Below are 24,444 nucleotides of genomic sequence, written 5' to 3'. Positions count from 1 at the left end.
GATATAAGCACAATGATTTTGTTTAAGATTTTGTGATTAAGTATTAGTAATTGTTTAGTGCTTAGGATTTAAATCTTAGTGATTGGTTTATGGGTTTGTTTAGTGCTTAGGATTTAAGTCTTAGTGATTGGTTTATGGGTTTGTTTAGTGCTTAGAATTTAAATCTTAGTAATTGAATTTTAAGGGAGCATAACTTGACCGACAAGAGCATGCGGATAAGGATCCAGATTATTGCTGCTTTTTTTATTCTCTTTGGCGCAGCTCTCTTTTTCAGGTTCCTGTATCTTCAGATCTATACGGGCGGCCAGATGGAAAATCTTTCCGACCGGCAGTCCGCGGACGTACAGGAGATAATAGCGGAGCGGGGATTTATATATGACAGTAACGGCCGCGAGCTCGCGGTCAGCGTGGAAGTGCCGTCGGTTTACGCCATCACTTACCAGGTGAAGAACAAGGAGGAGACTGCCGTAAAATTAGCAGGTATTCTCGGCATGAGCAGGGCGGAAATCTTGAAAAAATTTAATTCAGGCAGAAACTTTGTCTGGATAATGCGGAAAACGGAATATGAAAAAGGGAAGCGTATTAAGGCTATGAAGCTTCCCGGTATCAATACGGTCCTTGAGACAAAAAGATTTTATCCTAAAGGCACCCTCGGGGCGCATGCTCTCGGTTTTGTGAATGCCGATGCAGCGGGATGTGAAGGCTTGGAACTTTCATACAATAAATATCTCTCCGGTAAGAACGGAAAGCTTATCTCTGTAAAAGACGCTAAAGGCAGGGAAGTGGTCTCAGGTGAAGTGGATTACGAAGCTCCCCAGAACGGGAACAACATGATCCTTACTATTAACGAAGGCGTTCAGTCTATTGTTGAAGAAGAATTGAATATTGTTTTTGAAAAGTACCATGCTAAAGAAGCAACGGCAATTGTGATGAATCCTGCGACCGGAGAAATACTGGCGCTGGCTAACAGGCCTAATTATGACCCGAATAAATTTAATGAATACCCGCAGTCTTATCTGAGAAACAGGGCGGTTTCGACAGCATACGAGCCGGGATCCACCTTTAAGGCTGTGACTATGGCGGCGGCTTTTTCGGAGAAGGTAATAAGCGAGGGAGACCTCATTAACTGTGAGAACGGACAGATGATTGTTTACGGGCATAAATTGAACGACCATGAAAAATACAAGATATTGAATTTTAGAGATGCTTTTGCCAACTCCAGCAATATCGGTATATCGAAAGTAGGAGTTATGGTGGGGAAAGACAGGCTTTACAAATACATAAGGAATTTCGGGTTTGGAGATAAGACAGGTCTTACGATTTCAGGGGAAGTCAAAGGAATGGTCAGGTCTCCTGAGAAGTGGTCAGGACTTTCCATTTACACCGTTTCTATAGGTCAGGAAATCTCCGTAACTCCGCTCCAGATTGCCTCGCTTTATGCGACTATCGCGAATAAGGGAAAAATGATGCAGCCGATGCTTGTGAAAGCGATAAAGAGCAAAGAAGGAAAAATAATTAAGGAGTTTGCTCCGAAAGAAATACGACAGGTAATCTCCGAGCAGGTGGCAGAACGGATGACCCGGGTTTTAAAAGCGGTAGTGGAAAATGGCACGGGTAAGGAAGCGGCAATTCCCGGGCTTTCTTTAGCCGGAAAGACCGGTACCGCACAGAAGTTTGACCCGGCCATAAGAAAATATTCAAGCAGTAAGTATGTTGCGTCGTTTGCCGGTTTTGCTCCGGCGGATAATCCGAAGCTTGCTATTTTAGTAGTGGTGGATGAACCAAGCACCAGCAGGGGGATTTATTACGGCGGAAGCGTGGCGGCACCGGCCTTTGGAAAGATAGCAAAAAGAGCTCTCAGGTGTTTGGAAAAAAAGGAAACTGATGATATTGTTAAAAGTAATTAAGAATCTTAAATTAGAAAAGATTAAAGGTAATGTAGAAAAAAACATAGACGGGATTTATTATGATTCTAGAAAAGTAGAAGCAAACGGTGTTTTTGTCTGTATTCCGGGCTTTAAGGTTGACGGACATGCTTTTGCTTCGGAAGTTGTAAAAAAAGGCGCGGCTGCTCTTATTGTGGAAAAGGATGTGGAGAATGTTCCGCCGGACGTGACCCTTATCTATGTAAAAGATGCAAGAGAGGCTCTGGCGGAAATTGCTGCTGTTTTTTATGACCATCCGTCAAGGAAGCTTAAACTTGTCGGAGTGACCGGCACGAAAGGCAAGACCACTACATCGTATATGCTCCGGTCGATCTTTGAGAAGAACGGTGAAAAAGTAGGACTCCTTGGTACCATTAATTATGAGTTTAACGGAGAGGTTATACAGTCAAAAAATACCACTCCGGAATCTTTGGATCTGGAAGAGTTATTCCTTAAGATGGTGGTAAAAAAAGTGGAAACCTGCATTATGGAGGTCTCTTCTCATTCTTTGAAATTAAAGAGAGTTCATGGTCTTGAGTTTGACACCGCGGTCTTTACAAATTTCACCCAGGATCACCTGGACTTTCATAAAACCTTTGAGGATTATCTCGAGGCAAAACTTATGCTTTTTAAAGGCCTTGGTGTTAACAGTGTGAAAAGCTTTCCCAAGGTGGCTGTAGTTAACCTGGATGATCCTAAAGCCGCTGATTTTATGAAGGCGACAAAAGTAAAAGCTGTAACGTACGGGCTTAACGCCGGAGCGCATGTTGATGTCACGGCAAAGAATATTGTTTCGAGCGCTTTGGAGCTTTCTTTTGACATAGTTTACGCGGGTAAGGTTTTACCGGTAAAGCTTCAGATGCGGGGCAGGCATAATATAAGTAATGCCCTTGCCGCTGCCGCTGCCGGATTTGCCATGAATATCCATCCGGATAATATACAGGCCGGACTGGAAAACTTGAAAGGTGTTCCGGGCAGGTTTGAGGTTTACAACACCACAGAGGGAGTTTCAGTGCTTATAGATTACGCGCATTCTCCGGATTCTCTGGAAAAACTTCTTCTTTCGGCAAAGGATTTGAAACCGTCGAGAATTATAACGGTTTTTGGCTGCGGTGGAGACAGGGACAGGTCGAAGAGGCCTATCATGGGAAAAATTGCGATGGCGAATTCTGATATTACGGTTATTACCTCGGACAATCCGAGAACCGAAGATGCGCTTTCTATTATTAAAGAAATTAAAACAGGGATGAACGGTGGGGATTATAAAGAAATACCGGACAGGAAAGAAGCTATAAGAACGGCGCTTCTTCTAGCGAAGAAAGATGATGTTGTTGTGATCGCAGGAAAGGGTCACGAAGATTATCAAATTATAGGAAAAGAAAAGATTCACTTTTCCGACAAGGAAACAGCTGAAAGTATACTTTCAGAAAAGGGTCTATGGAAAAAATATTAGTTAAGGAAATAGTTGCCTGGACTAACGGGAAGCTTTTAAGAGGATCTCCTCTGGACGAAGTTTCTTCTCTTTCTATTGATTCGAGAACTATAAAAGCGGGGGCTTTATTTCTTGCAATTAAAGGCGATAATTATGACGGGCATTGTTTTGTAAAGAATCTGGAAAAACTTTCTGCGTTGGGAGCTGTCGTCAGTAAAGAGACGGAAGGATTGAATACTCTTAAGGTTGTAATATCTGTCGAAAATACAACTCAGGCGTTAAAACAGATAGCGGCAGGTTATATTGCAAAGCTTGCTAACGTGAAAATCGCGGGAATAACTGGCAGTAACGGCAAGACGACTACAAAAGACATTTTATGGAATATTATTTCTTTATCTGAAAAAACACATAAACCAAAAGGGAGTTTTAATAATGAAATTGGTCTGCCCTTGACGATATTAGGGGTGGATGCTTCTTACAAAGCTCTCATTTTGGAATATGGAACGAATCATCCCGGGGAACTTGTAAAGCTGGTTGGGGTGGCCAAACCGGATGCGGCGGCAATAACTAATATCGGGACGGCGCATATAGGTTTTTTTAAGTCCCGTGAAAATATACTGAAAGAAAAATGGACGCTTTTGGAAAATATAAAAGAGGGTGGTCTGGCGGTGATTAACCTGGATGATGCCTTATTAACCGGAAAAATGAGTTCGATCAAAGGAAAGATGCTGACTTTTAGCGTACTACGGCCGGCGGATATTTCCGCCGAAAATGTTACCGAACTTAAAGAAGGCGGTACGGCTTTTACTCTGAGTATCGGGGGAAAAAAGGAAAAGGTGAAGCTGAATCTTCTCGGGATTCATAATGTAAGTAATGCTCTTTGCGCTGCGGCTCTTTCCACGGCTTTTGCGGCGGATATTAAAAATATTGCCAAAGGGCTGGAGGAGTTTATAGCCGTTTCCGCGCACAGGCTTTCCGCGGAAGTTGTTAACGGAATTAAAATTCTGGATGATGCTTATAATGCCAATCCGGATTCCGTAAAAAGAGGTATTTATGCCCTTTTGGGTTTTTCGGCAAAAAAGAGAGTGCTGGTGCTGGGCGAAATGGCTGAGCTTGGTGAGTTTGCAGAAAAGCTTCACGGGGAGATAGGAGCGGTAGCGGCAAAGAACAATATTGACGCTCTGGTGGTGACAGGCCTGACCGGCGCATGGTATAAGGCCGGTGCCGTTAAAGCGGGAATGAAAGAGGGAAAAGTTTATCTTTTTCCCGATAATATCTCCGCCGGATTATTTTTAAAGAAATTTCTGGAAGAAGGAGACGCAGTCTTAATAAAGGGCTCAAGAAGAGCAGGTATGGAAAAAATCGTAGAAATGGTGAGGTTAAAATAAATGCTATATTATCTTCTCTATCCGCTGACCAAATATTGGAGTGCTTTTAATGTATTTAAGTACTCCACTTTCAGGGCAATCTATGCGGCTTTGACTGCTATACTGATTACATTTTTAATAGGTAACTTTGTTATAAAAAAACTGAAACAGATGAAGGTCTCTCAGCCGATCCGTGAGGATGGACCTAAAACCCATCATATTAAGACAGGAACGCCGACTATGGGCGGTATAATAATTATAATCTCCGTATTGGTTTCCGTGCTGCTCTGGGCTAAACTCGATAACGGATTAATCCAGCTTTCCTTGTTTACATTCGTTTATTTTGCGCTTCTTGGCGGGATTGACGATTACATGAAGCTTGTGAAGATGAACTCAAAGGGTATTTCAGCAAGAGTGAAAATACTGGGACAACTCCTTGGAGCCGCGGTAATTGTGGCATTTCTTTACACCTCTCCGGTAAGCGCCGAATTTGCGAGGCATATTAAAGTTCCTTTAATTAAATTTCCCGTGGACCTGGGAATATTTTATTTTCTCTTTATCTCTATAGTTATAGTCGGCTTTTCCAATGCAATAAACTTAACCGACGGTCTTGACGGGCTTGCCACAGGTTCACTTTTGTTTACCACTTTGGCTTTTACGGTAGTTGCTTATGTGGTAGGGCGCGTGGACTTTTCAAAATATTTAAATCTGATACATGTTCCGGCTGCTTCTGAACTTGTAATTTTTTGCGCGGCTATTGTCGGCTCCTGTCTGGGTTTTCTCTGGTACAACAGTTATCCTGCTCAGGTTTTTATGGGAGACACGGGTTCTCTGCCTCTGGGGGCTGTGCTCGGGCTCATGGCTGTGCTTGTAAAACAGGAACTCCTGCTTGTATTAATCGGCGGAATTTTTGTAGTGGAAGCGCTTTCGGTGATGATACAGGTCTTTTCTTTCAGAGTTTTTAATAAAAGGGTTTTTAAGATGGCGCCCCTCCATCATCATTTTGAATTAAAAGGTATGCCTGAATCAAAGATCGTTATCAGGTTCTGGATAATAGCAATAATAATTGCACTTGCAAGCTTGTCTTTGCTTAAGCTGCGTTAGGAGAAATGTTGAATTTAAGAGGAAAGAAAGTTACTGTTGTCGGTATGGCAAGAAGCGGAGTTGCTTCGGCAAAACTGCTGAAAGAAAGCGGAGCATTGGTGACTGTTACGGATATAAAAAATGAAAGTGAACTTCCGGAACAAAAAGAAGCTTTGCAGGCTCTTTCCGGTATAGAGATGGAGTTTGGCAGACATTCGGACAAGGCTCTCCTGGAGACGGATCTTATTGTTGTCTCTCCGGGGGTCGACACGGAAAAACCGCTCTTTGTGAAGGCGAAAGAAAAAGGTATTGAAATAATCGGAGAGCTTGAGCTGGCTTCTTCATTCTTTAAGGGCTCTGTAGTTGCTGTGACCGGCACCAAGGGAAAAACGACTACCTCGACTTTAATAGGCGAGATACTTAAAAAGGCCGGCAGGGAAACTGTAGTCGGCGGAAATATAGGAGAACCCTTGACCGGATTTGTAAGAGAGGGCGTGGATGATACCGGTACGATTTATGTAGCAGAAGTGAGCAGTTTTCAACTGGAAACTATAAAGACGTTTAAACCGAAAATTGCGGCTATTTTAAATATCGGAAGCGATCATATGGACAGGTATAAAAGTCTCCAGCAATATGTGGAAGCCAAAGGAAGGATTTTTAAGAATCAGACGGAAGGGGAAGCGCTTATTTTAAATGCAAATGATAAGTTTACGCCCCTCTATGAACAACAGGCAAAAGCAAAACAGTATTTCTTTGATATAAACGGCAGAGACAATAAAGAGGGTGTTTTCCTTAATAATGGGAATATTATTCTTCACTTAAATGGCGTTGAGAAAATGATTGTTAACCGGAAAGAACTCCTTATCAAGGGTTCTCATAATGTTGAAAATGCAATGGTCGCGGCTCTGGCGGCCGGTCTTCTTGGAGTGGAAAACGGTGTAATAGCAGAAGTATTCAGGAATTTTAAAGGCGTAGAACACCGGCAGGAGTTAGCCGGGGAAGTTTCCGGAGTAACGTTTATTAACAACTCCCAGGGGACGAATATGCTGGCGGTGGAAAAATCCCTGCTCAGTTATGACGCGCCGATAATACTTATTGCCGGCGGCAGAAATAAGAGAAGTGATTTTTCGGAACTGAGGGCTGTGGTTGCTAAAAAAGTAAAAAAACTTGTAGTTATCGGCGAAGCGAAGGAAGAAATTAAAAGAGCTCTTCTTGATGTCGTTCCTACAGAAGATGCGGCAGATATGGCAGATGCAGTAAGGAAAGCATTTGCGTCGACAGTTGCCGGAGATGTCGTTCTTATGTCGCCCGGTTGTGCGAGTTTTGATATGTTCAAAAATTACGAAGAGCGCGGGCGGATTTTCAAGGAAGAAGTCAGGAAGCTGCAGTTTGAAAAGACCGGAGGTTTATAGTGTACGACTTAGCACCCTCAAGAAAGCGGTTTGACGGCGGAGTTATTCTTTCTGCTCTCATTCTCCTTTTGGCTTTTGGAACCGTAATGGTGCTTTCTTCTTCCGGGATTTATGCCAACGATAAAGGACAGGCGCTGCATTATTATCTTATGAAACAGCTCTTTTGGATAGGTGTGGGAAGTTTAGGTCTTATTTTTTTTAAGAATATTAAATATGAAAAACTTCGTGAGCTGGCAAAACCGCTCTTTATCGCGGCCGTAATCTCGGTATTTCTGGTTTTTGTCCCGCACCTCGGCAGAAAAGTGGGAGGAGCCAGAAGATGGATATCGCTTTTCGGATTTACCTTTGAACCGAGCGAATTCCTGAAACTGGCGTTTATCCTTTATGTAGCAACGGCAATTGAGAGAAAACAGGAAGTAATTAAAAGTTTTGCTAACGGTTTTGTGCCGTTTTTAGTCGTTTTCGTCTGTATCTCAGGAGTTCTTCTGCTTCAGCCCGATATGGGTTCAATATTAATGCTGTTGTTTGTTCTGGGTTTAATGCTCTTTGTCGGAGGAGTAAGACTTGCTCATGTTTTAGCGGTTTCTCTTCCGATGCTTCCTGTCGGATATATGATCATAATGAGGGCCTCTTACAGGAGTAAAAGGATCAAAGCTTTTTTAGATCCCTGGGCAGACCCGCAGGGGATCGGGTTTCAAATAGTGCAGTCGTTTATCGCTTTTGGTTCCGGCGGCATCTTTGGTAAAGGTCTCGGAGGCGGCACCCAGAAGCTTTTCTATCTTCCGGAGGCGCATACGGATTTTATCTTTGCGATAGTAGGTGAAGAGGTCGGACTTATAGGATCTACAGCGGTTCTTTTGATCTTTGGTTTCATTATTTGGAAGGGCATTGATATTGCCATAAGGCTGGAAGATGTTTTCGGTAAAGTACTGGCGGTCGGGATAACTTCCTGGATAGGCCTTCAAGCTTTCATTAATATGTCGGTTGTAACGGGACTGGTTCCGACCAAGGGTTTGACTTTACCTTTTATCAGCTACGGCGGTTCGTCCTTACTTATAAATATGATGGCGGTGGGGATTTTGCTGAATTTGGCAAAACAGGTAAGAAGATAAGTATAAGAAATGGTGTTGGGTGCTAGGTTCTAGGGGCTGGGTTTAGATTAATGAGTTGTTGATTTAAATGATACTGCACTTAATCCGCCCCTGGCGGAAAGTAAAACAAAGTACCTAGAACCTGTGCCCGGGAAAAAGAGTAAATTTAAGAACGAGGAAAAACACTAAGTGAAAATACTGATTGCAACAGGCGGGACCGGAGGGCACATCTATCCTGCTGTTGCGTTTGGAAGAGAAGCTAAAAAAAATCATCAGGTGATATTTATCGGCGGGCGCGGAGGGATGGAAGAAAAAATTGCAGTAGCGGAAGGTTTTCAATTTCTTCCTATACCGGTGGGGAAGATATTAAGAAGGATCACTTTAAAGAACGTTTCAAATATGTTCAATTTTACAAAAGGGATATTTGCAGCAACGGCGGCAATAAGAAAAGAGAAGCCGGCGGTAATAATAGGTTTTGGCGGGTATGTTTGCGCACCGGTCGTTATAGCCGGATGGTTTACGGGCATTCCGGTTACTCTGCATGAGCAAAATGCGATACCCGGGCTTACGAATAAAGTTCTTATGAGATTTGCAAGGAAAGTATTTGCGAGCTTTCCCGGTACAGAGAAAGCTTTTAAAGGTAAAGGTGTTTACACCGGTAATCCCGTAAGGGAAGAGATAGGTTCTTTAACGAAAGAAAAGGCAAGTCAGTCCCTGAATATTGAGGCTGAAAGATCCGTGCTTTCTATAATCGGAGGCAGCCAGGGTGCCAGAAGCATGAACGCGGTTGTTTTTGAAGCTTTGAAAAAGCTAAAAGGCGGAAAAGTGGAAGTTCTATGGATGACAGGGGAAAAAGATTTTTCTCTTTATAAAGATAAGCTCTCCGAGATCGGCGGGTTAAAACCGAAATTATCGGCGTTCTTTGGAAACATACAGGAGATCTATGCTGTGACAGATCTTCTAATTGCAAGAGCGGGTGCCTCGACTATATCCGAGGTTATAAAATGTTCTATTCCTTCGATATTTATCCCGTTTCCCGCGGCGGCGAACAACCATCAGGTGCATAATGCACGGTCGATGGCGGAAAAAGGAGCGGCTTTGATGTTTGAAGAAAAAGACCTGACTGCCGAAAAGCTGGCGGATGAGATAGAAAGGCTTCTTTTTAAAAATGAAGGCATGGCGTCAATAAAGGAAAATATAAAAAAAATAATTACAAAAGACAGCGCGAAAATAATGTTAGAGGAGCTGAAAAAGGCGATATGAATAAAAAAACTTACAAAGCGCATTTTGTGGGAATAGGCGGTATTGGCATGAGTGGTATCGCTGAGGTTCTAATTAATCTGGGATACGGTGTTTCAGGCTCGGATGTTAAGAACTCCGAAATAGTCGAGAATCTTAAAACGAAGGGTGCTTCCGTAAATATCGGACACGCCGGAAAAAATGTTGCCGACGCAGCGCCGGATGTCGTGGTTATCTCGAGTGCGGTGCTGGCGGATAATCCGGAGGTAGTAGAAGCAAAGAAAAGAAATATTCCCGTAATTCCCAGGGCGGAGATACTTGCGGAATTAATGCGCCTTAAAACAGGCATTGCTATTGCAGGTACTCACGGGAAAACCACAACTACTTCTATGGCAGCGGTGGTCTGGAATGAAGCAGGTCTGGATCCGACAATAGTTATAGGCGGCAAACTTAATGTAATTAACAGTAATGCAAAACTGGGAAAAGGTGAATATCTGGTTGCTGAAGCCGATGAATCCGACGGTTCTTTTATGCATCTTAGTCCTGTTGTTATAGTTGTTACCAATATAGACGATGATCATCTTGATTTTCATCACAGCATGGAGAATTTAAAGCATCTCTTCATAAGCTTTATAAATAAGGTGCCGTTCTACGGTGTCGCGGTGCTTTGCGCGGATGATGATAATGTAAGAAGTATTTTACCGAGTGTGGAAAAGAAATATATAACCTACGCTATTAAGAGTAAAGCGGATATTACACTTAAAAAGCTTAAAGTAAAAAAGTTTGGCAGTGAATTTGAAGTGCTTTACCGCGGAAAAAACCTCGGGAAGTTCGTTGTTAATGTGCCCGGCGTGCATAATGTTCTTAATGCACTTGCCGTTATCGGTGCCGCCGTCGAGACAGGAATAAAACCGCAGGCGGTAAAGAAAGGCCTGGCGAAGTTTACCGGCGTAATGCGCAGGTTCGAAAAACTCGGAGAAAAGCACGGCGTGCTGGTGGTGGATGATTACGGGCACCACCCGACGGAGATTATGGCGACCTTAAAAGCGGCCCGGATGCTTAAGCCCAAAAGACTCATAGCGGTTTTTCAGCCGCACAGGTACAGCAGGACAAGGATACTCTTTGAAAAATTCGGCAGGGCGTTTAAAGAAGCCAATATGGTGGTGCTTACGGATATTTACGCGGCCGGTGAAAAACCGATACCTAATGTAACGGCGGAGCTGGTGGCTAACAGTATAAAAAATAACGGCAAAAAAGTGGTCTTTATAAAAAATAAAGAAGATATACCTGGGTATCTTTTGGATATCTGCAGGAAGGGAGACCTCATTATAATACTTGGGGCCGGAGATATCAGGAAGACCGGGGAAGATTTTGCGAAAAGACTTATTAAAAGCTAAAAAAGTACTAATGACTAGTGACTAATGACTATTTTAGGTAAGCGGCGGAAAGCTGCCGCGATATTACAATGAAGAGATATAGATATGAGGCGGAGTTTTTTCCGCCAACAATGAATAGTCAATAGTCATTAGTACTTAGTTATTAACATGAATGGTAATTAGTACTTAAATTACTGAGGATAGCATGAAGGTCAATGAAAACTTAATTATAATACTTGGGGCCGGAGATATTAGGAAGACCGGGGAAGATTTTACGAAAAGACTGATGAAAAGCTAAAAAAGTACTAATGACTGGTGACTAATGACTATTTAATGAACGCGGCAATAGAGCACCGCGATATTATAGAAAAGAAAGTTAAATATTAGGCGGGTTTTTTTCCCGCCAACAGTAAATAGTCAATAGTCATTAGTACTTAGTCATTCAACTCGATAGCAGTATTAGCAAGGAGTGTCAAAGAGTGTATGAAGATCAACGAAAACTTAAGTAAATATACCACACTGGGTCTTGGCGGGCCGGCGGACTGTATGATTGATGTTGCCGATATGGCGGGACTTAAAAAAGTGCTTTTATTTGTGAAAAAGGAAAAACTGCCGCTTACTCTGCTGGGAGGGGGAAGTAATGTTTTAGTAAAAGACGGAGGAATTAAAGGATTGGTAATCCGGTTAAAAGAAAATTTTTCAGAGATAAAGGTGAAAGGCAAAGAGGTCATTTGCGGCGGGGGAGCTGTACTCTCCGGTGCAGTGATAATAGCTGCGGCAAAAGGACTCTCCGGGCTCGAATTTGCGGCAGGCATACCCGGAACTGTCGGAGGCGCTGTGGTTATGAATGCCGGGGCAAATGCCGGGGAAATAAAAGATGTGGTTAAATCCATTACTGTAATAGACAAAAATGCGAAAATTAAAAAGTTAAACAGTAAAATGGCAGGTTTTATATATAGAGGGGCAAAGTTTGCAAAAAACGGCAATCTGATCGTGGTCGAAACAACTTTTAAGTTAAAGAAAAGCTCTAAAAAAGCCGTAAAAGCAAAGATATTTGAGCTTTTAAATAAAAGAAAAAAAAGCCAGCCGGCTTGCTGGGGTACCGCGGGTTCGGTATTCAAAAATCCGGAAGGTTTCTTTGCCGGTCGTTTGATAGATGAATGCGGATTAAAAGGCAAGAAATCCGGAAAAGTTGAAGTATCGGAAAAGCACGGAAATTTCTTTATTAATCGAGGGAAATCCTCAAAGGATTTTATAAAACTTATAGAGCTTGTAAAAAAGACAGTGCTTAAGAAAACCGGAGTAAAGCTGGCTGAAGAAATAAAAATATTAGGAGAGGATAAGTGAATAACTTGTTTGTAGAATATCATAAATTACTGAAAAATAAAAAAATTGTTCTTATTGCCGGAGGTATCTCTTCTGAAAGGGAAATTGCGCTAAGAAGCAGTGATGCCGTGGAAAATGCGCTCCGTAACATCGGACTTAAATATAGTCGCATAGATTTTAATGAAAAAAACAGGAAAAATATATTTTCACTGATAAGAAAAGCTTCGCCGGATATTGCTTTCCTCGGACTGCACGGGGCTTTCGGTGAAGATGGACGTATTCAGGGAGCCTTGGATATTTTAGGGATCAAGTATGCCGGGTCCGGAATGCTCGCAAGCGCGATTACCATGGATAAAATAATTACAAAGAAAATATTAATAGAGAGAAAACTGCCGACGCCCGGATATCTGGAATATACCGGCGGAAAATTGAAAATGAAACTTCCGGTGGTTGTTAAGCCCGCAGACGGCGGCTCAACCGTAGGTATTACAATTGTCAGAAATAATAAAGATTTTAATAAAGCAGTTAAACTTGCGCTGAAGTATTGTCCGAAAGTTCTTGTAGAAAAGTATGTAAAAGGCAGAGAGGTGACTGTTCCGGTGTTCTTTGGCAGGGCGCTTCCGGTTATTGAGATAATTCCAAAAACAGAATTTTATGATTATAAGGCAAAATACACAAAAGGCATGTCAAAACATATAATGCCGGCTAAACTTGAAAAGAAGCTTTACGGGAAAATTGAGGAACTGGCGCTTAAAGTACATGAGGCGCTTCTTCTTAAAGATTATTCAAGAATTGATTTTATTATAGAAGAAAAGACAGGAAAACCCTATATTCTTGAAGCAAATTCATTGCCGGGCTTGACGGGAACATCTCTACTTCCTGAGGCTGCAGGATATATGGGTATAAGTTTTGAAGAAATGATACTTTCAATGTTGGCGGGCGCGGTCAGGAATGGACAATAAAATACTGTTTTCTAAATATAGGAATAAGCCTGATATAAAAGGCACTAAAACCTATAAAGTTACGAGAATAGTATTGAAAACTGAAGCGGCAGCGGTAAGGCCAAAGGCAAAGATTACGCTTTCGTTTGCAAAGTTCTTAAAAGCGGGAAAGATCCTGCTTATAGCCGGAGCAGCTGCTGGTTTGGGTTATGCCGTTTTTACCGGAGTGGACAGATTAAATAACTCCCCGGAGTTTGAAGTAAAAGAAGTAAAAGTAAAGGGGAATAAATATGTAAGCAAAAACGAGATACTGGCGATAGCAAAAGTGGAGACAAGAAGGAATATGTTCGGAGTAAAATTAAAGGATGTACAGTCAAGATTAAAAGGAAACCCGCAGTTTAAAGGGGCTGCCGTTAATCGGGTGTTTCCCGGTACGGTGGAAATAGAAGTTACCGAAAGAGACCCGGTTGCTTATCTCGGGGAAAATAAACTTTATCAGGCGGATGCGGAAGGGATAACCTTCCCGGCTATTAAGTCTTTTTTTCACGGCAAGCGACTTTATGTCTTTACGGGAATAAATATTAGTTTAAGCGAGGTTGGAAAGAAAACCACTTCAAAGTCCTTAAAACAGGCTCTGGCGATGGTTGAAAAACTGGAAACAAAAGGGGTGCCGTATTTGAATGATGTAATGGCGGTAGATGTGCCCTGTCCGGAAGAGCTTTCGCTTGTGGTGCAAAATACAAAACAAGTGTATAAGCTCGGAGAAGGGAACTGGGATGAAAAAATTGATAAGCTCAGCTGCCTTCTTAAAAGTATAAATGAAAGAAAAAAAGATATCGCTTACGTTGATCTCCGGTTCCGTGACGAGGCGGTCGTTTCTTTTAAAAATAATAAAGCAAACTGATAAACCTAAAAGGGCGGTGAGAAAATGGCCAAAGACGAAAATGAAAAGATAGTGGTCGGGCTGGACATAGGCACGACCAAGGTCTGCTGTGTTATCGGAGAAGTTACAGATTCTGGAGGGCTTAATCTTATCGGTATCGGGCATTCCATATCAAGAGGTTTAAAAAAAGGTATTGTCGTTAATATTGAAACTACCGTGGAAGCGGTACGGAAAGCTGTAGATGAAGCTTCCAGAATGGCGGGAGTTGAGGTTGGTTCCGTATATGCGGGTATAGCCGGAAGTCATGTAAAAGGCCTTAATACAGAAGCGGTTGTGGCCGTTGCGGGAAAAAACAAAGAAGTTACAAACGGTGATGTTGAAAGAGTAATTGAAGCGGTCAAGACCCAGTCGGTACCGCCGGACCGGGAAGTAATTCACATTATCCCTCAGGAATTTATACTGGACGATCAGGATGAGATAAGGGCTCCTGTAGGTATGTACGGACAAAGATTAAGAGCAAAGGTCCATGTGGTTACGGCCTCGGTAGCCAGGACTCAGGATATTATCAGGTCTATAGAGAAGGCCGGTTATTTTGTGGAGGATATCGTACTTCAGCCTTATGCTTCGAGTGAAGCGGTGCTTACGCAGGATGAAAAAGAACTCGGAGTTGTTATGGTTGATATCGGCGGCGGGACGACGGATATAATTGTTTTCTCTGAGGGCGGAGTAAAGCATACTTCAGTAGTTGCCGTCGGCGGAATGCAGGTTACCAATGATGTTGCAATCGGACTTCGTGCTCCTATTGAAACAGCGGAGGAGATTAAGAAGTCTTTTGGCAGCGCTTTTGCCGGAACAATAAACGAGACGGAAGAGATACGGGTGAAACTTATTGGTGACAGGCCGGATCGTATTGTGCCGAAAAGGATTGTTGCAGAAATTATTCAACCCCGGATGGAAGAGATTTTTGAGTTTGTTTCTCAGGAGTTGAAAATGAATGGTATGGATGGCAAGGTGCCTTCAGGAGTGGTTGTTACCGGAGGCGCTTCTTTAATTTTAGGTATAGAGGAGGTTGTTGAAAAGGTGTTGAAACTCCCGGTAAGGGTCGGATATCCGCAGGGCATCAATGGTCTGGTGGAGATTGCCAATTCTCCCATGTATGCTACGGCGGTAGGACTTGCGCTTTACGGCGCAAAAGCCAAATCCGGAGGAAAAAGCGGACTGAGGTCTGTGAATAAAGGCCCGCTGGAGGGGGTTCTAAATAACGTGAAGAAATGGTTTAAGGAACTCTTTTGAAAGAAGCAGGGAAAGCAAGGACAGCAAAGAAAGCAAGAACAGTAAGAGCAGTAAGAGCAGAAAAAGAAGAAGGAGAAGCAAAAGAAGAAATGAAGGAGGAAAAGGAAGTGATAAAAAGTTGCAGAAAATCGGAATCAAATATTGTATCAGTGGAATCCGGTAGTTTTGCAATCAGCGAAATCATCTTCCAATTAAAAACGAAATAATATTACTAAAAGCCCCGACTAAACGTCGGGAAAAAAACGGAGGAAATACAATGATAGAATTTGCAAACGATCCAAGTTTTGCGGCCAACATAAAGGTGGTCGGAATCGGCGGTGCGGGAAACAATGCCTTAAACAGGATGATTGCCGCAAACATTTCAGGGGTTGAGTTTATAGCTCTCAACACCGATGCTCAGCAGTTGAAGAGAAATGCTGCTTCTGTGAAGATCCAGGTCGGCACCAAGCTTACCAAAGGTCTGGGTGCGGGAGCTAACCCTGAAGTAGGCCGTAAAGCGGCTGAAGAAGACAGGGAAAAGATCAGAGAAGCTCTTGCGGGTGCGGACATGGTCTTTATTACCTGCGGTATGGGCGGCGGAACAGGGACCGGCGGAGCTCCTGTCGTTGCAGAAATAGCCAAAGAGAACGGATCACTTACGGTAGGAGTTGTAACCAAGCCGTTCCGTTTTGAAGGGTACAGAAGAAAGATCCATTCAGACGCGGGTATAAAAGAAATATCCGAAAAAGTAGACACGCTCCTGATAATTCCGAACGAGAAACTTCTTTCTATAGTTGAAAGGACGACTCCGATGGTGGAAGCGTTTAACATGGCTGATGATGTTCTTCGCCAGGCTATTCAGGGCATCTCCGACGTTATCACTATCCCCGGGCTTGTAAATGTTGACTTTGCCGATGTAAGGACGATCATGGCAGAGATGGGCGGCGCCTTAATGGGTACCGGTATAGCAAGCGGAGAGAATAAAGCTACGAAAGCGGCGGAGATGGCAGTGACCAGTCCGCTTCTTGAAAATGTAAATATAGAAGGGGCGAGGGGCGTTCTTATTAATATCACCGGCGGTCCGGATTTAAGTTTGTTTGAAGTAAACGAAGCCACTTCTGTTATTTATGAAAAAGCCCATAAAGAAGCAAATATCATATTCGGCGCGGTCATTGATGAGAATATGAAGAATGAAATCAGGATAACTGTTATTGCCACCGGTTTTACTCCGAAAGCTAATGAAGCAATTCAGAAAGCGGAAGTAAAAAATGAAGTAGCGGTGGAAGAAAAGGAGCCTGAGCCTGCGGCAGAACAACAAGCTGTTTTGGTTGCAGCAGCTCCGCAGAAAAAACTTTCCCTTGACGATATAAAGGGTGAGATAGGAATGTCTAACCTCGAAGCCAAGGTAAAGGGCTATATGGAAAATGAAGATTTTGATGTTCCGACTTTTCTAAGAAAAAGAACGGAATAGAAAGCGGGGGCCGTGCTGAAAAGTACGGCCCTTTCTTCTCTTTCTTTAATCCGTTTAAGGAAAGGGAAGAAAAAAGAAAAGTACTTAGTCATTTTGTGTTAGCAGAAAGGAGCCCTTTGCTTAAAAGTTTTCTCATAGGAATACTCATCCTTACGTCATGCGTAAGGGCTGACGAGCCCTGGGGTATGATCCTGGGGTATCATAGAATTGTTGAAAAAAGAACCCTTTATCCTGATGTTACTATTACTGCCTTTGAAGAACAGATGCAATTTATTAAGGATAATTACGAGGTAATCTCGCTGGATTATCTGGTTTCTTGCATTAAAGAGAAAAAATCCCTCGAAGCCAACTCGGTGGTTATAACGCTTGATGACGGAGACCAGACCATTTATAAAAATGCGTATCCGATACTTAAAAGACTGAATTTGCCTGCTACGGTATTTCTATATTCTGATTATCCGGGAAAGGGCGGTATGACCTGGGAGCAGGTAAAAGAAATGTCAAATAATGGAGTAATCTTTGGCTCTCATACTAAATCTCATACCTTACTGACTGAAAAACTAAAAGGTGAGAGCAAAGAGAAATATCTTGAAAGATTAAGAATGGAACTTGTTGAATCAAAAAAAACAATAGAAGAAAAAATAAAAAAAGAAGTAAAGTACCTGGCTTATCCTTACGGGCAACATCTGGAAGTTGTTGAGGCGGAAGTGTTAAAAGCAGGTTATATTGCTGCTACGGGAATGGCCTGGGATAGAAACTTTGTTTCAAGTGCGTTGCTTGTTAATCTTAAACGCAGGCTTATTCCGGGAAAATATAAATTTAACGAGTTCGTAGATATATTCAAAAATACAAATCTTGATAAATCTTCGGAGACACTGCATGAAGACTACCGTTAAACTGGCTATTCTTGCCGTACTGGTCGGAATATTTGCCATATTTGTTTTAAAAATAGAATCTCCCGCGGGAAAAAACAAATCAAGGGAAAGTTTTACGGATATTGAAGTAACCCCCGAAGGCCATAATGCGCAAATAGAAGCTCCAAAGCAGGATATTCCTATAGAAAATTATCAGGATAAATATACTTTCCCCGGTCCCGAAAAAAATAAAGGAGCTAAATGGATAAAAATACTTAATTATCATGAAATCTTCCCTGAAAGCGTCCGTTCGAGCAAGGATCCAAAAATCAACAGGTTTTCCAAACCCTCGGATTTGTTGTTAATAGTTTCACTGGAAAATTTTGAAGAGCAAATGAAGTACCTTTCCGAAAATTATAAATGCGTAAAAATGTCGGATTTTGGTTTACGTCTCGAGAAAAAACAGTCCTACGATAGGGATGTAATAGTAATAACTTTTGACGGCGCCGATGAATCTATATATAAATACGCTTATCCTGTACTCAAAAAGTATAAGCTTCCGGCTACTTTGTTCCTTCATATTAACTCCGTAAAACTTGACAGGACCGCGATGAGCTGGGAAACAATAAAAATAATACATGAAGAGGGCTTAATGGAAATAGAGTCCCATTCAATGTCCCATCCTCACTTAAACAAAATGAAGGGCGGAGAAACCGGGGAAGAGTACGAAAAAAGAATAAAGCGGGAACTTGTCGAATCTAAAAATATAATAGAAGAAAAGCTTAAAAAGAACGTTTACTATTTTGCTTATCCTTACGGAGGCTATAACAGTACCGTTATGCGTCTGCTTAAAGAGAGCGGTTATAAAGCGGCGGTAACAGTGCAGTGGGATAAAAATACTATGGAATCCAACCCCTTTGCCTTAAAACGCAGAGGTGTTTTTGGAAATATAAATTTAAAACAATTTTCCGAACTCTTATCAAATAATTATAAAGATGACATGCGTGAATACGCAGATTAAAGTAATTATTTTGTTAATTATGTCCTTGTTTTGTATGGGCGCAGAGAGCCTCAAGGACAAAGTTATGCTTTCAGAAGTAAAGGTATCAGATAATGGAACAATCCGTAAAATAAAAGTATATACTCTCACCCGCGGTTTTGATACTTATTACCACCTGAAAGGGATCTGTCAGGCTTATAATATTTCCTTCTCCTATGTGCCGTCAAAAAAAAGAGTGCTTATGAACAGAGGTGTTAATTCCATGCGTCTTACTGTCGGCGTAGAACCAAAGCTAAAAGAATATTCTGTTTTTTCAGATAAGAGGTATTTTCTATCTGCAGATGGCCTGAATTATGTCTTTGCCGGACTGATGAAAGGTTCAGTAAAACTCGATAAAAAATCCAAAGTGCTTCAGGTTAAATACGAGGGAGAGATAAAACCAAAAAAAGGAAAAAAAAGCAGACCGGAAGTTAAAATGAATAACGGAAGTATAAAGACTATTCCTTTTTTACAGGGTGAAAAATTTAAAGTACAGAGGATAATAGTAGATGCCGGTCACGGGGGAAAAGATCCGGGTGCAGTCGGAAAAGACGGACTGCAGGAGAAGGCGGTTACTCTGGATATTGCTTTTAAAACAGCTGAATTAATAAGAGAAAAGCTAAAAAAAGAAGTTATTCTTACCCGTGATAAAGATGTATATATAAGCTTGCAGGAAAGAACGGCAATAGCTAATAAAAACAAAGGAGATATATTTGTTTCTATTCATATTAATGCAAATACCGACAGGGAGGCAGAGGGTACAGAAATCTATATATATGATGCGGATCCGTCCGATAAAAAATCAAGCAAGCTTGCAATACGGGAAAACATGGAATATTTGAAAACCGGAGGTATTAAATCCATCCTTTCAGAACTGGGTTCAAAATCTAATGATTATTTGAGTATTCTTCTGGCCGGGAACATACTGGATAATATTGTAAATAATGTAGATGTGGAAAGCCGGAATAAAAACATGATCCTTCGCGCCCCTTTTTATGTTATTGCGCATGCCAATATGCCGGCTGTACTTCTGGAAGTGGCATTCATTACCAATAAGAATGAAGAAAATAAACTTAGAGGTGATGATTTTAGAAACAAAGTGGCTAAGGCTATTTGTCAGGGTGTGGAAGATTTTATTAACGCAACAAACGAGCAGGATAAAGATGAGATCATGACTTCCCGGGAGCCGGTGACCGAGGAATACAAGAAGGAAGGATATACGGAACAGTGAGAACAGCAGGAGAAGCAAGGAAAGCAAGTACAGCAAGTACAGGAAGGGAAGAAAAAGAAGTAGAAGAAGGAAAAGAAGGAAAAGGAAGAATAGGAGTGGCATGATTTCTTTTGTTTTGAAAAATAAAAATACTACGGCGTTTACTTCGGTTAGGCCTGTTAGTTATAAATTGGAAGAGCTGAATAAGAAATTACCTGCTCTGTTAAAGAGGTTGAAAATAAAACCGGAGATTGTTGCTTTTGCGAAGCAGGTGCATGGGGCAAAAGTGTTTGACGTGAAAAGTGGCAAGTTTGTAAATGGGCGCGAAGCGGACGGATTTATTACTACGAAAAAGAATTGCCTCCTCCTGGTTTTTACTGCAGACTGCCTGCCGGTATTTTTATATGATGTGAAAACCGGATTCATCGGTATAACCCACTGTGGTTGGAAAAGCACAATAAAAAACATAGTATCTAGAGCCGTAGGGAAGCTAAAAAAGAAGGGCTCCAAAGTAAAAGACCTTCGTATAGTTCTAGGTCCGAGGATAAAAGAGTGCTGTTATGAGGTAAGCCCTGAGTTTGCCCTTAATTTCAAAGAGAAATATAGAAATAAGGGTTTTTGCAAGCGCGGCGGAAAACTATATTTTTCCTTGTCAGATATAGTGAAACTACAATTGAAAAAACTGGGAATTCCTGCTAATAATATAGAAGATACAGCTCGCTGCACATGTTGCGAGAAGAAAAAGTATTTCTCGTATAGAAGAGACGGTAAGGGAACGGGTCGGATGGTGTCAGGAATCATTAAAAGATAAGTACGAAGTACAAAGTACAAGGTACGAAGTTGAGCTAAGTATAGATATAAGACCATTTGATTTTGAACATTAAATAATGGAGAAAACTGTGAAAATAATATTAATTGTGCTCGGTGTTATTCTGACAACAGTCGAATTCGGGCTTGCAAAAGAAAAGCTGTTTCCATTAAATATTGATGAAATAGATTTTAATAAATATGAAATCAAAGGAAAACAAATAATACGGATAGCTGAAGATATAGACGAATCTGGTAATGCAAAAACTATTAAATATTATGAAATTGATAATGGAGATGTAAATATTACGATTAAAAAAGAATTAGCAATTGAAACCAGAGATGCTGGTATTTATAAGATTTCCGGCTATATTCCGGATGGATATGTTAAGGAATATTATGAATCGGGAGAGTTAAAAGCTCTTGTGCACTATTCCAGTAATAAAAGAAGCGGAGAATATAGTGCTTTTTCAAAGAGAGGTAATTTGATAGAAGAAGGTAATTATACAGGCAACAAAATTACCGGAATATCAAAATTCTACAAAGAACCCGAAATGAAGACTGAAGAAATAATTAAAGTAGATCGGGAAGACGAAATAGAGGATCTTCCAAAAAAAATAGTTTTCAAGTGCGAAGGAGACAAAATAGGCACAGCCTTGTTTTCCAAAGAAGAAAGGGAACTCAGCGTAACAATAAAAGATGCGAATGGGAAAAAAGTAAAGCATGAAATTGGAAGTTATATGGTTGTTAGAAATATAAAGACAGTAAAACTTGAAAAAGATGATTATGAGAGCATATATTTTTACTGTATTGATGGGGGAACCGGGGCGGCGTACTATGCTTTATATGTTATAAATACCAAAAAAAATGCTTTTGTAAGTTTTTCTATGGATAGATCTGTTGGCGATTCGTTTCAAATATGGAACACTCGGGATAAAATAGATAAATTTGAAAATGATGAAGATAGAAAAGAAAGAGAATACTTGGTAAAAATGGCAAAAGAGCAGGGATATGTCTCTCAAGAAGAAATAGGCAAATCCGAGAATAATCCGTACTATGCTTATTATTTCTGGCATAAAGACGGTGGAAAGAAAAAAGATGGTACAATAAGAAAATACAAGGGCAAAGAGACAGGGAACAGCATATGCTCGGAAGTAAAATATAATAATGTCAAGTATACCTCATATTTTAAAAGTGGGGTTATGGCCTACGATGAAGAAAAAAATGAACATTACGTAGTGTTTCATAGGGAAAATTCATATGAATGGGCGGATCGACTTGAATTGAAATATCCATATCTGTTTATTGTGTACAACCACGATGATAGTTTAGCAATAGTTAATATTAAAACAAACTTGGTAAAAGACTATGGCTTTGTTAAGAATGTTAAAATAGAAGACAAAAAGATAAAAATAGGCAAAAACGAAGAAATCCCCTATCCGGATTTCTAAAAGTCCAATGAGTTTTGTTTAAGATTTAGTAATTATGAAGTTAGTAATTGTTTAGTGTAAATCCTTAGAAAACCCACAGCCTCGTAAGCCCGTGGTAGTTGACTGCTTAGAATTTAGATCTTAGTAATTGCAATTAAGGAGAATTATGGATTTCACTGACCTAATAAAAAAGCGAAAGAGCATCCGAAAATATGATCTCACAAAGCCTGTCTCCGAAGAGCTCGTCGCCAAGCTCCTCGATGCTGCCCGCATAGCGCCTTCGGCTTGCAATCTTCAACCGTGGCATTTTATTGTCATTAAGGATAGTAAAGTAAAAGAAAAATTGAAAGAAGCTTACGGGCGGGAGTGGTTCTATACGGCGCCGGTGATTATTGTAGGATGTGTAGACACTTCTGTATCGTGGAAACGTTCTTTTGATAAAGCTGATTATAGCCATGTTGATCTGGCTATTGCCTTTGAACATCTCCTTCTTGCCGCAGCTAACGAAGGACTCGGCACCTGCTGGGTGGGAGCCTTTAATCCTGAAATTGCCCGGAAGGTTCTGGGTGTTCCTCAAAATATCAATATTATAGCCATGACCCCTGTTGGTTTCCCCGCAGAAGACCCGGTCTTGAGACCGAGGAAAGAACTTAGTGAAATTGTGCATAAAGATATTTGGTAAATCAAACATTTTGCAATGTTTTAAAGTAAAAGCTTTGAAGTCTTACGATGCTTTATATGACGAGCACTTTGAAATGAATTTTGAGGCGGTATTTTTTACGGTTTCAAATGCGCCCCTGCCGAATATAGACCAGGTGTATTCATAGCCGCCTTTTTTTATCTCATTATTTGGAAGGAGATAAGATGTGCCGCCGTTTGAAAGGGAGACGGTGTTTAATTCTACTTCGGGAAACCGTGTTTTTAGGTATCTAGACATTTCTGAAAAAACTTCTTCCTGAAAGAAAAGATAATTTACCGGACCGATAGAAAGCAAGCCGAGACTATAAGGCCAGTATTTTCTTGTTATATATTTATTATTTCCCTTGAATATTGTGAAATTCAAATAAACCATCATATCATTTGCCCAGCGTAACTCATCTTTTTCTCTCGCTTTTTTTACCGGAAGTTTTGAGAGATTACCGGGAGTATTTCTTTCCCGTAGCAACCAGAAGTTGGCAGTCAGCTTCTTTATATCTTTTTCAAGATCAGTCCTCACCGGCAGAGTGATACTTTTTGTCGAGTAATTAGCTTTATTAAGAGGTGAATAATTCAAATCTTTTGAAGCGCTGATCAGTTTTGCCGCAAGCCGTCTTCCAAAGGCTTTGGCGCCTTTTACGGAATAATATTTCGAATACGGTCTTAAGTCACCGGAACAGCCGTTTAAGAATAAAAAATCCCCTCCAAAATGTTTTTCCAGGGTTTTGAGAAGGAAACCGGGATAATCGGCGCTTATGATATTACCGTTAAAGTGTGCTACAAAAGTCGGGTGTGAGGCATATCTAACAATGCCTCCTAAAATACTACCTTTTGAACTCTTAAAAAGCAGGAGGGTGAGGTCTGGATCTACAGGTCCGTCAAGCTTTGCTGAAGCGGATACTTTTATCTCCGGAAAACCCAGAGAACTCAATTCTTTTTCAACATAGCCTTTAACGTGAATATCACCATTTTTGACGACGCAGCCGGAATTATCAATCACAGTTACGGTCCCAAAATCCCTTTTTGAATCCCAGCGCCTGTTGATATTAAATCCTTTTCCTGCTTCAGTTTTTATAAAAGAAATTTCAGCTTGGGATGCTCTGTTTATTGCCTTTTTTCCGGCGGTTATAAGGGTTTTTACGAAATAGTCATCTTTTAAATTAGGCATTTTGGGCATGCTGTGCGTGTGAGTTACGTTTATTACTATTTTACGTGGATCGATCCGTAAAGCTTTTGCGATTACTTTTCTGAAGGTTGTGGCAAATGGTTCGGGAAGCTCCACAAAATCAAGGGAGAATGTGATATGTATAGGCTTGTCATTTTCAACAAGGGCAAAACAACGGACGAAAAGCGGGTCGTTTATCTTATAACCGCATATCTTATATGTAAACGCCCCTGTAATATTTAACTTGGAAAACCCTGCTTTTATCATTTGAACCTCTGTTTGATGGTATCACAAATCTTTTGGCAAATTCAATAAATTTTGAGAGCTTTAAAAACTCCAGATCAGTAATGATGTGGTAAGTATGCATTGAAAAATAGGAGATTTTGTTAGAGGTCTTATTAAAAGCAATTTAAAAAAATGAGAAG

At 41.0% G+C, this 24,444-nt stretch carries 21 protein-coding genes; 20 read left to right on the top strand and 1 reads right to left on the bottom strand.

What is annotated here, in order from left to right; translation table 11 throughout:
- Window positions 1-209: 209 nt before the first annotated feature.
- The 20 genes from A2536_09190 (at window position 210) to A2536_09095 (ending at window position 22,840) form a co-directional block, all read left to right on the top strand.
- Window positions 210-1,907 (top strand): hypothetical protein, encoded by a 1,698-nt coding sequence (locus A2536_09190; protein ID OGF48213.1) that lies wholly within the window; start codon window positions 210-212, stop codon window positions 1,905-1,907.
- Entirely contained in the window at window positions 1,885-3,378 is a 1,494-nt protein-coding gene (locus A2536_09185; GenBank protein OGF48212.1) for a UDP-N-acetylmuramoyl-L-alanyl-D-glutamate--2,6-diaminopimelate ligase, read from the top strand. The genes A2536_09190 and A2536_09185 overlap by 23 nt, the downstream gene beginning before the upstream one ends.
- Entirely contained in the window at window positions 3,363-4,745 is a 1,383-nt protein-coding gene (locus A2536_09180; protein OGF48211.1) for a hypothetical protein, read from the top strand. Before A2536_09185 ends, A2536_09180 begins: the two co-directional genes overlap by 16 nt.
- Window positions 4,746-5,828 carry a phospho-N-acetylmuramoyl-pentapeptide-transferase gene (locus A2536_09175; GenBank protein OGF48210.1) on the top strand — a complete coding sequence of 361 codons (1,083 nt, stop codon included), beginning with the start codon at window positions 4,746-4,748 and terminating at the stop codon, window positions 5,826-5,828.
- An 8-nt stretch (window positions 5,829-5,836) separates the two neighbouring features.
- Window positions 5,837-7,219 carry a UDP-N-acetylmuramoylalanine--D-glutamate ligase gene (locus A2536_09170; protein OGF48209.1) on the top strand — a complete coding sequence of 461 codons (1,383 nt, stop codon included), beginning with the start codon at window positions 5,837-5,839 and terminating at the stop codon, window positions 7,217-7,219.
- Window positions 7,219-8,331 carry a cell division protein FtsW gene (locus tag A2536_09165; protein OGF48208.1) on the top strand — a complete coding sequence of 371 codons (1,113 nt, stop codon included), beginning with the start codon at window positions 7,219-7,221 and terminating at the stop codon, window positions 8,329-8,331. The genes A2536_09170 and A2536_09165 overlap by 1 nt, the downstream gene beginning before the upstream one ends.
- Window positions 8,332-8,499: 168 nt before the next feature.
- Complete coding sequence (locus A2536_09160) at window positions 8,500-9,573, top strand: undecaprenyldiphospho-muramoylpentapeptide beta-N-acetylglucosaminyltransferase (GenBank protein OGF48207.1); 1,074 nt, start codon at window positions 8,500-8,502, stop codon at window positions 9,571-9,573.
- Window positions 9,570-10,946, top strand: a complete 1,377-nt coding sequence (locus A2536_09155; protein ID OGF48206.1) for a UDP-N-acetylmuramate--L-alanine ligase — start codon at window positions 9,570-9,572, stop codon at window positions 10,944-10,946. The genes A2536_09160 and A2536_09155 overlap by 4 nt, the downstream gene beginning before the upstream one ends.
- Window positions 10,947-11,408: 462 nt before the next feature.
- Complete coding sequence (locus tag A2536_09150; protein ID OGF48205.1) at window positions 11,409-12,272, top strand: UDP-N-acetylenolpyruvoylglucosamine reductase; 864 nt, start codon at window positions 11,409-11,411, stop codon at window positions 12,270-12,272.
- A 29-nt stretch (window positions 12,273-12,301) separates the two neighbouring features.
- Window positions 12,302-13,213, top strand: coding sequence for a hypothetical protein (locus A2536_09145; GenBank protein OGF48214.1), 912 nt, complete (start codon window positions 12,302-12,304; stop codon window positions 13,211-13,213).
- Window positions 13,203-14,096, top strand: coding sequence for a hypothetical protein (locus A2536_09140; GenBank protein OGF48204.1), 894 nt, complete (start codon window positions 13,203-13,205; stop codon window positions 14,094-14,096). The genes A2536_09145 and A2536_09140 overlap by 11 nt, the downstream gene beginning before the upstream one ends.
- A gap of 24 nt (window positions 14,097-14,120) precedes the next feature.
- On the top strand, window positions 14,121-15,368 hold the full coding sequence (locus A2536_09135; protein OGF48203.1) for a cell division protein FtsA: 1,248 nt from the start codon (window positions 14,121-14,123) through the stop codon (window positions 15,366-15,368).
- Complete coding sequence (locus tag A2536_09130; protein OGF48202.1) at window positions 15,365-15,574, top strand: hypothetical protein; 210 nt, start codon at window positions 15,365-15,367, stop codon at window positions 15,572-15,574. The genes A2536_09135 and A2536_09130 overlap by 4 nt, the downstream gene beginning before the upstream one ends.
- Before the next feature lie 50 nt (window positions 15,575-15,624).
- Window positions 15,625-16,818: a cell division protein FtsZ gene (locus A2536_09125; protein OGF48201.1), complete on the top strand. Its 1,194-nt coding sequence runs from the start codon at window positions 15,625-15,627 to the stop codon at window positions 16,816-16,818.
- Window positions 16,819-16,934: 116 nt separating this feature from the next.
- Window positions 16,935-17,714 (top strand): hypothetical protein, encoded by a 780-nt coding sequence (locus A2536_09120; protein ID OGF48200.1) that lies wholly within the window; start codon window positions 16,935-16,937, stop codon window positions 17,712-17,714.
- Entirely contained in the window at window positions 17,698-18,693 is a 996-nt protein-coding gene (locus A2536_09115) for a hypothetical protein (GenBank protein ID OGF48199.1), read from the top strand. Before A2536_09120 ends, A2536_09115 begins: the two co-directional genes overlap by 17 nt.
- Window positions 18,677-19,942, top strand: coding sequence for a hypothetical protein (locus A2536_09110; protein OGF48198.1), 1,266 nt, complete (start codon window positions 18,677-18,679; stop codon window positions 19,940-19,942). Before A2536_09115 ends, A2536_09110 begins: the two co-directional genes overlap by 17 nt.
- A gap of 100 nt (window positions 19,943-20,042) precedes the next feature.
- Window positions 20,043-20,732, top strand: a complete 690-nt coding sequence (locus A2536_09105; protein OGF48197.1) for a hypothetical protein — start codon at window positions 20,043-20,045, stop codon at window positions 20,730-20,732.
- Between the two features lie 88 nt (window positions 20,733-20,820).
- A complete protein-coding gene (locus A2536_09100; protein OGF48196.1) occupies window positions 20,821-22,179 on the top strand; it encodes a hypothetical protein in 1,359 nt (452 codons plus the stop codon).
- A gap of 145 nt (window positions 22,180-22,324) precedes the next feature.
- Window positions 22,325-22,840, top strand: coding sequence for a hypothetical protein (locus A2536_09095; GenBank protein ID OGF48195.1), 516 nt, complete (start codon window positions 22,325-22,327; stop codon window positions 22,838-22,840).
- A 42-nt stretch (window positions 22,841-22,882) separates the two neighbouring features.
- Here A2536_09095 and A2536_09090 read toward each other — a convergent pair whose 3' ends face one another.
- Window positions 22,883-24,286 (bottom strand): hypothetical protein, encoded by a 1,404-nt coding sequence (locus tag A2536_09090; protein OGF48194.1) that lies wholly within the window; start codon window positions 24,284-24,286, stop codon window positions 22,883-22,885.
- Window positions 24,287-24,444: the final 158 nt, after the last annotated feature.

This window comes from Candidatus Firestonebacteria bacterium RIFOXYD2_FULL_39_29 (assembly GCA_001778375.1).
Taxonomy (GTDB): Bacteria; Oederibacteriota; D2-FULL-39-29; order D2-FULL-39-29; family D2-FULL-39-29; genus D2-FULL-39-29.
Note: the sequence above shows the minus strand (reverse complement) of the source record. Positions and strands in the feature narration are given on the sequence as shown.